General features: G+C 30.4%; 6 protein-coding genes. All 6 read right to left on the reverse strand.

Going from position 1 to position 7,140, the window contains the following annotated elements:
• Positions 1-523: 523 nt before the first annotated feature.
• Complete coding sequence (locus Q0X66_RS15395; protein WP_297707922.1) at positions 524-2,005, reverse strand: hypothetical protein; 1,482 nt, start codon at positions 2,003-2,005, stop codon at positions 524-526.
• A gap of 5 nt (positions 2,006-2,010) precedes the next feature.
• Positions 2,011-3,720, reverse strand: coding sequence for a serine hydrolase (locus Q0X66_RS15400; protein WP_297707924.1), 1,710 nt, complete (start codon positions 3,718-3,720; stop codon positions 2,011-2,013).
• 68 nt (positions 3,721-3,788) lie between these two features.
• Entirely contained in the window at positions 3,789-4,598 is an 810-nt protein-coding gene (locus tag Q0X66_RS15405) for an AraC family transcriptional regulator (protein WP_297707926.1), read from the reverse strand.
• 265 nt (positions 4,599-4,863) lie between these two features.
• The gene (locus Q0X66_RS15410) at positions 4,864-5,826 is read right to left on the reverse strand and encodes an alpha/beta fold hydrolase (protein ID WP_297707928.1); all 963 of its coding nucleotides are present in this window, start codon (positions 5,824-5,826) and stop codon (positions 4,864-4,866) included.
• Between the two features lie 69 nt (positions 5,827-5,895).
• On the reverse strand, positions 5,896-6,375 hold the full coding sequence (locus Q0X66_RS15415) for a hypothetical protein (protein WP_297707930.1): 480 nt from the start codon (positions 6,373-6,375) through the stop codon (positions 5,896-5,898).
• A 99-nt stretch (positions 6,376-6,474) separates the two neighbouring features.
• A partial coding sequence (locus tag Q0X66_RS15420) for a CPBP family intramembrane glutamic endopeptidase (protein ID WP_297707932.1) occupies positions 6,475-7,140 on the reverse strand: 666 nt, incomplete at its 5' end.

Consider the following 7,140-nt stretch of genomic DNA (forward strand, 5'->3'; position numbering starts at 1 on the left):
TGTTATTTACGTCATTATAAAAATGAAAATAAAATGAATTGTCATCTTCCTTCTTGTCAACCCAGAAATTCAAGAATTTGTATAAGTTTTTCTGGTATTCAAAAATTATTCGCGTGTAGGTCGATTTCATTAAAAATTATTGAGCATATCGTTTTTTCAATAAGGCATAACGTTGATGTGTATGGTTAGTTGCGTTGGTTACGCAACTAAAATAGCAAAAGGAAAACGAACCAGAGGAAAATCCGTAGGATTTTCCGAGTACACACAGAACAAGCAATTAATTATACACGTTGTTGTGGCCAGTTTTTATTTGTTTTTCAATAATTCAGCTTCCAAACTAGCTTTTGCCTCTGAATAACCCAATCCTTTCGAGATAAGATTTCCGTTATATTCCAAAATCACAAAATAAGGTTGAACATTGGATTTGAATTTTTCCTGATTAATGTAAGTAGAGTTATTTGAGAAAATGCAGAAATTATTTCATCTAAAATTTAATTACTCATGATTTTTTAAAACATTTTTGCTAATGTTTACCAAAGATTGAATTTTTAATACTTAATTCAAGCCCTTTTGCATTCTCATCGTTTTTTATATGCACACCAGCTTGAGATATAATTAAATTTAGGCCAGCTTTTTTAAAAGATTCTGATAAAGGAAGAAACTCTATACCGTTTATATACTTATTGTAAAAACTTGTCCAGTCATTACCAGTTAAAGAACTGCAAATTTCAATAACATGTTCGATAGTATATTTTTCGCTTTTACTTTTAGCATACAGAATTTTCAATACATCTTCCATACTTTTAGCGTTATTTGTTTGGGTTCTTATTTCAATATCCATGCACAAAGCTGTGACAGTTCCAGCATCATAAATAGCTGCATTATATTCGCTTTTATTTGAACCAGCTTCTATTAAGGATATTTCTTCATAAGGTGTTCCCCATTTATATCTAAAACTCTGATACAGAACAAGGTGTTTTTGTAGAAGATTAAAAAATTGTTGCTCAGTTATTATACTATTTCTAATTAATGAGAGGTTTGCGAATAGCTCTGTAGTTCCTTCAGAAAACCATTGGGACGATGCCCAATCTTTAGCATCTATTTTGCCACCTAACCAATAATGAAATATCTCATGAGACATTGTGTTTGCCCAAAAAGGGATATGATTTACAGAAGGTGGCTGTGGTTTTATAACCACATATGAACCTAAATAACCTTCCCCTGTTTGCCATTCTCCATCGGGAAACCAAACCATAAGGTATTTACCTTTTTCTTTATTGTTAACAACCTTTATATGGTGTTTGAGTATCTTTCTATAAATAGGCTCTATAATCTCTAAATTAGGGTTTTTATAACCTAATAGGACTAATTTTGAACTAAAGCCTGATTCTTCTATCAATATTTCTTTATAATTACCAACTACTATTACATTTTTTGATAAAAATTCTAGAGACTGATTACCATATTCGTGATTGTTAGATACTACATTCCAAGGCGTAGAAACTTTCCAATCTATAGGTAGCGTGAAATTCACATAGGTTTTAGATTTTAAAGAATTATAAATAAATAACGATTCACCTTGAATAACCATTCCTTTTCCATCGTAGAAAGAGGCAGTAGATCTCGGCCCTGATGGCCAATTAAAATCAGGTAATGCATAAGGAAATGACACTATATATTCTATAAATAATTCCCTATCGATAATATCACCTTCAACCAACCATTTAAGACGGTCAACTTTTTTTAGTTCTAACTCTTCATTATTTTTATTTCTAACTTCAATATCAGAAATATAACTTGCCCATCCTTCTTTTTCATGCCAAGCGCCATATTCGCCTATGTATAATGTATCATTCAGCATTGTTATATTGGCTTTAATATTTGCTTTAACACCAATTGAGGATTTAATAAATTTGATATTATAGGTTTGTTTCTCATCTTGACCGAAAAGGTTCGTAAATGAAAATAAATAAACTATTAATACCAAAATGTTAACTTTTTTCATAATATTTATCTTTTATTAAAACGAACATTTTTTGCTCTTCCTCTACCACCTGAAATCAAAACTCCATTAATTCTATTTTGCGAATCTCTAGTAAACTCGAGTAAGTCGAAATACCATAAATCCCCGGAAAACCTATCTCTACTTTTCACTTTAAGAGGTATATCACTATGCCTAGAATGTATCGCCACTAAGGAGTCGCTTTGTAGAGTTATTTCATATTCTGTATCGAGTTCATCGCTTCTATAAACACCGGTAAACTCTTTTAAATCGGTTATTGTGTATTCTGCAAGGTGAATTCTTTGTGCAGAAAAATTAGTGTTATTTGGCCCAGTAATTTTTAGTTTATTAAACAAACCATTATTTTCATTAGAAAAAATTAAAACATGCTCATTATCTTTGTTAAAATAACATTCTCTGTTTTCGGAATTAAATAACATAAAGGACTCATTATCACCTACATTTTTAAAGTACAATTCACCATCTACATTTTTCACATATACATTTCCCCATACAGTTTCATAAATGCCTACTTGTTGCTCTAGATGCTGTTTATTTGGTTTTATAAACTTTCTTTTTTTCTCTTCAACCTCTTTTTTAGGTTTATTAAAATCCTCTTTTTTTTGTAAGGTTTTATCTTTTAAATATTCTCCCGCCAATTCTATAATTAAATTACCAGATGCCACTTCACGCCAATTACATAATGCAATTACGCCGACATTATATTCTGGGTAGTATCCGATGAATGAATTAAAGCCGGCATCGTTTCCCCCATGTCCGATTAATTTTTTTTTGCCAATATTGAAAACCATTTCTCCCATGCCATACATCATTTCCTCTCCATTGTTTAAAACAAGCTGTTCTTGCATCTTTTTGTATATGGCAGTAGAACCTACAATTGGTTTTGCGTTCATTACATTAATTATCCATTTTTCTATATCCTCTACATTAGTAAATAGGCCAGTTGCACCAGTATTTGCAAAATTTAATATCTCTTTTTGAAATATTGAATCATTTACTTTACTGTAAGAATATGCTCTATTCTTTACAATTTGTTTATGATTAGCATGAAAATGGGTATTATACATTCCGAGTGGTTCAAAAATATTCTTCCTAGTGAAATCTTCAAATGATTGACCAGAAACAACTTGTACTATTTCGGCTAGTAATGTATAGCCTGAATTACAGTAAACAAACTCGCTTTTTGGTAAAAAATTTAATTCACGTTGCTTATATAAAACTTTTAAGATTTGTTCTTGTGTAACGATATCCTCCATCCTCCAACCTGCCATTCCTAATAATTGCCACTGGTCTCTTAAACCACTGGTATGCTGCAATAAATGTTCTATTGTAATTTCATGTCCAAAATCAGGAAAGCTCGTTAAATATTTTTGGATACTATCAGATAACTTTAACTCACCTTGCTCTTCTAGCAATAAAATTGCTAGTGCCGTAAATCGCTTCGAGTCTGACGCAATGTGGAATACTGTTTTAGGATCAACAGGGATATTATATTCTAAATTTGCATTTCCATAAGATTTTCTTAAAACACTTTTATTTCCTTCAATCAAAGAAATAGAAATCCCAGGAGTAACTTTAGAAAATTGTGTGAAGATAGAATCTATTCGATTTTGTGAAATTTCCTGACCGTGAGCAACCTTAGATATAAAGATTAACAAAAAATAAGATAGTAAAGTAAAATAATTATAAATTTTCATTCAATGTGAGATTAATTACAATGATAATGTATATACATAAATCAAAATAGGATAGAATTAACATTCAACTATAAAACAGTGACTTTTCTATATTGAAACGGAGTTATGTTAAAAGTATTTTTAAAGCATTTTGACATATGACTTTGGTCAGAGAAACCAGAGTAAAAACAAATATCCATCAATGACAAATCTTTATTCTTTAACAATGAGGCAGCTTTATGAACTTTAATAGTTCTAATGTATTGACTTAACGATTGTCCAAAATATTTTAAAAACTCTCTTGATAAATGAACTGGATGTATTTCAGCTTTCTTAGATAGTTCATTTAGCGAAAAGTTATTATTAGGATATTCATGTATTATTTCTTTCACAATACTAACCCATTTTGGTTTAATTGATTTTTCAATATCACTAGTTTCTTGCAAAAGATGAAAGGTGTTAATAAGTATACTTTCAATTGCAATTTTACTCGTACTATCATTAATTTTAGTTTCTAAATAAATTTGTTCAATTGCAGTTTTTATCCTAGGACTTTTTAAATTAATGACTCCTTTTGGAAGGTTATGTTGAAAATATAAGTTTCTAAACCACACATCTTCAATTTCAATATAGAAGTTTTTAGAATATTTTGAATGTTTAGTGTTAAAATGTGAATCTTCAGAATTATGATAAATTAAAGTTCCGTTAGAAATAATTTGTTTTTCTTTTTTGCTAATTTGGCAGCTATTTCCAATCAAAGAATAGCTAAAATGCATATTTTCATGACAATGCCAATCAACATGGCTCCCAGTAAACTCTGTTTCTGTTAAAATCAAATTATCAATTTGAATTACATTTTTGATATCACCAAAATATTTTCCTTTTGTTAAATGTTCCAATTTTATAAATCTTTAAAAATTATATTATAGACATTTCTAAATTTTAACTGCTAATTTTTCTGACTTGAACCTCTATAGTTTTATCGTAATCTTTTATTATCGAAGCTATATGTATTATTGATTGTTTCATCTATAACGTGATTTTTTAAAAATTGGCTACAACGGTAAGTATATGAAAAGTGGGCGATAGGCGAAAAAATTTTATAATCAATTACACAAAGGTTGTAGAGGGTTACAAACTTAGAATTAACTGCTACTCACTGGACTAGGGCTTTTCATAGGATACATTGTTAGGTGTTGTCTTTTTTATAAAATTGTTTAATTCATTAAAAAAATCCTCTTTGTTTTCAATATAGGGATAATGTCCTGCTCCTTCTATTAATACAATTTCTGAATTATATATTAATTGATTTGTTAATCTATAAGCTTCTTCAACAATAAAATCATCTTTACCATTTATAATTAAAGTTGGGCAATTAATGTTTGAAAGGCTATCTTGAACATGTATGTTTAATTTCATCTGTGTAGCCAAATAATTTAGGGCAACTGAGTTTTTAGCTGTTGTTTCATTAAAGGCCGCGACTTTCATATAATCATCGATCACATCCTTATTGGAAAAAATAGTTCCTTCTGATATTCTCATTGCTTCATTATGAACGTTAGGATTACCAGCAAGATAATCTTCACTGTTCCACAGTTTTTGTAAATATTCCCATTCTTCTGGTTTAAACATTGATATCTGTTTTTCATAACATTTTATCAACAAGTCAGTATTTACTGGTGCTGCATCAATAAGGATCAATCGCTTAACATTGTCAGGATATTTCACTGCATAATACATCGCTAGTAAACCTCCCCAAGAGTGACCTATTATGTTTAGCTTATCAATTCTAAATTCTTTACGTAATTCTTCCAAATCCTCAATCATTAATTCAACAGTAAAAGTTGTACTGTCAATTTTTTCCAAGGTGGATTTTCCGTTTCCCCGTTGGTCGTAAAAAATCACCTTATTGGACTTCGCAAAATCAAGAAAAAATGGAAATAATTCATCATGGTACATTCCAGGTCCTCCATGCAACAAAATAAATGGTTCGCCATTGCCTACAATTTTATAAAAATGATTTACTCCATTAACTTTTTTATAACCTTCCTCAATTTCAATGTTTTCAGAATCACATCCACACAGGAAAAATCCAATTAATAAAGATACTGTCAATATAGTTTTCATTTTAGATAACACTTAACGTTCAATGTAAAATGCGTTTTAATGCATTTTTACATAGTGTTAGAAGCTTTTTTATTTTGACGATGCAAACATCATGTATTCTTCGTTTTGATATTTATCTTGTATGAAATATTTGCCAAATAATTGATCAAATGTAGATTGATGTTTTGCAATCCCGTTAACTATTGCTTCACTCCAACTACCATCTTCAGGAAAGTAATAATCTCTTGTTTCTTTTGAGTCAAAGAAATAGACCATAACAAAGTCTCCTTTGTCTTTAGCCTTATTATCTTTTGTTCCCCAACCACCTGAACTCACCGGTTCTCCAACTTGGCAATTAAAACCAGGAAATTCTCTGTATAGAAGAAGGTATTCATTTTCCAACCATTCACGAGCTTCCTCCTTAGAAACTCCATCTTGTAGAGTATAAAAACGTGGTGCAATGACCCACTGTTTATCTGGTGTATCACTTGATTCATTTTCTTCATAAACAAATCCGAAAGTTATGAGTACCGAGGTGGCTATGAGTACACCAAATATGATATTTTTCATGTTATGATATTTTGGTTTTTTATGAATTGATTGCTTCTAACGGTTGGTATAAATGCCATTTTAATGGCTTTTATATGATGTTAGTGGCAGTACCCATTCTTATTGCATAATCATCAAATAAAACAAGATTGCTCCCAAGAAATTAATTATTACATGAATGTAAAGACTAATTTTATAATTCTTGAAGTACCATGCGGGAAAAACAAGAATTGCCGAGATTATGAGCAAACTTGGATAATTCCAAGGTTGCCAAAAGTGGTATATTGCAAATAATACTGTGGCCAAAATTGGAGTAACAATCCCTTTTACTTTTATTCTTGGTAATAAGTATCCTCTAAAATAAATTTCCTCAATGTATGGTAAAATTAGTCCATCAAAAAAAATTCTTAATATTCCTGTAACCATCAGTGCTTGTTTGGTATAACCATTTTTGAATTCCTCATCGTACATGTACCAATTAGGAAGCCAATCAAAAACATTTTTTTTAATCGAATCATCTACAAACTGCATGAGACCGACAATTAAAAAACTCAGAACAATTCCTCCGATTATAAATCCGATAAATTTTTTTACTCCAATTACCTTATTAACCAGAATACCTCTGATTGTGCGGTTACCACTGCTTTTGGCTGCATAAAGCAGGTACCCCAGTTCAAATGGAATTATTACCAAGAGAGCCGAAATCATCAAACTCATTATTGAAGGGTACCCAAAATTATTAATGCTTGGTGTGAGTAAAATATACAAACCCCCAATAAGTAACCC

It is taken from the genome of uncultured Eudoraea sp. (assembly GCF_947260015.1).
Lineage (GTDB): Bacteria > Bacteroidota > Bacteroidia > Flavobacteriales > Flavobacteriaceae > Eudoraea.

Excerpts from the sequence above, each read along its gene's own strand:
- Q0X66_RS15400 (WP_297707924.1), bottom strand. The coding sequence starts at position 3,720 with ATGAAAATTTATAATTATTTTACTTTACTATCTTATTTTTTGTTAATC.
- Q0X66_RS15415 (WP_297707930.1), bottom strand. The coding sequence starts at position 6,375 with ATGAAAAATATCATATTTGGTGTACTCATAGCCACCTCGGTACTCATA.
- Q0X66_RS15395 (WP_297707922.1), bottom strand. The coding sequence starts at position 2,005 with ATGAAAAAAGTTAACATTTTGGTATTAATAGTTTATTTATTTTCATTT.
- Q0X66_RS15410 (WP_297707928.1), bottom strand. The coding sequence starts at position 5,826 with ATGAAAACTATATTGACAGTATCTTTATTAATTGGATTTTTCCTGTGT.